General features: G+C 54.8%; 1 protein-coding gene. It reads right to left on the bottom strand.

Going from position 1 to position 1200, the window contains the following annotated elements:
- Positions 1 to 31: 31 nt before the first annotated feature.
- On the bottom strand, positions 32 to 979 hold the full coding sequence (locus AEQ67_RS31765; RefSeq protein ID WP_059407695.1) for an IS110 family transposase: 948 nt from the start codon (positions 977 to 979) through the stop codon (positions 32 to 34).
- Positions 980 to 1200: the final 221 nt, after the last annotated feature.

The raw sequence follows: 1200 nt of genomic DNA, 5'->3' as shown, positions 1-1200 counted from the left end.
TGTGGGAGATTCTATGGTTGAGGGGAAGCCCTCAACCAGCTTTGGGTTGGTATTCGCCCTGTCCTTTCAGTAGAGCGAATACGATCCGAGCAAGCTTGCGAGCCAGTATCACCAATGCCTGAGTGGTGCTGAAGCCTCGAGCTCTTTGCTTTTCATAAAAGCCTTTCCAGGCTGGCGTACGGCTTGCCGACATGGCGGCGTTGTGCAGAAGCCGGCGAGCTTCCGGGTCACCTCGCTTGGTCAAGCTCCGACGACCGTCTTTTTGCCCTGACTTCGATACCCTCAAATCCATTCCCAGAAAGGCGATAAAGGCATCTGCGTTTCTGAAGTCACCCCGCTGAAACGCCGTGAGCAAGCGGGCGCCGGTCAGAAATCCAATGCCTTCAACTTTCAGGCAACGCCTCAACTGACCGAGCAAACCGGCTTCTTTCAGATGATCATTAATCGTCTTTTCGACCAGTGTTTCAAGCTGCTGCATGGCTTTCACTTGCGCGGCGAAAGCAGATTTCAGCAGCGGCTCATTAGCCCAGCTTTGCACCAAGCCGACCCGCGCCTGAACCAGGGCTGCGCGACGACGAAAAAGGCTCAAGAGCCGGCGGTACAGCGGTGATGGCGGGGTCCAGGGATGAAGATCATCACCTTCGTTCTTCAGATAGCGGGCGAGCAGTCTGGCATCCAGCGCATCGGTTTTGGCGCGGATATTCACCCCTTTGCGGTAATGGCTGAGTTCATAGCCACCCACCATGTAAATCACGCAGCCGGCCTCATAGGCCAGATCGGCGAACGCCAGGTGATAGATATTGGTCGACTCAATGGCTACCGCGACTGTTTCCGACAAGTCTTTCAACCATTTCTTGATGGCTGCTGTGTTGTTGGGAATCTCTTCAAGCAGGTCACGTTCGGCGTGATAGATCACCAGTTCGTTCTTGGCGACATCCACGCCTACGATCGGCTTTGTAACAGAAACCGGCATTGCCATTGGATTTCCTCCGGGATATGGTTTTGAGCACTTGAAGGGCTCACCCAGAGGCGCAGGCTTGTTCCTATCGTCGGTCTAGCCAGATGCATTCTTTATCGGCGCTTGGGTGAAAGGAGGAGAGGCGAAATCTCCCACGGATCTGTACTGCGTCAACAGTCAGAATCGGGCTTTGTCCCTCCTCCTCCCTTCAAGTCCTACCATACAAGCGGGCTTGCCCGCGA

The sequence above is a fragment of the Pseudomonas sp. RIT-PI-q genome (assembly GCF_001297125.1).
In the GTDB taxonomy this organism is placed as follows: domain Bacteria; phylum Pseudomonadota; class Gammaproteobacteria; order Pseudomonadales; family Pseudomonadaceae; genus Aquipseudomonas.
Note: the sequence above shows the minus strand (reverse complement) of the source record. Positions and strands in the feature narration are given on the sequence as shown.

Bases quoted from the DNA above. Each gene is read 5' to 3' on its own strand.
- AEQ67_RS31765 (WP_059407695.1), bottom strand. From the start codon at position 979: ATGGCAATGCCGGTTTCTGTTACAAAGCCGATCGTAGGCGTGGATGTC.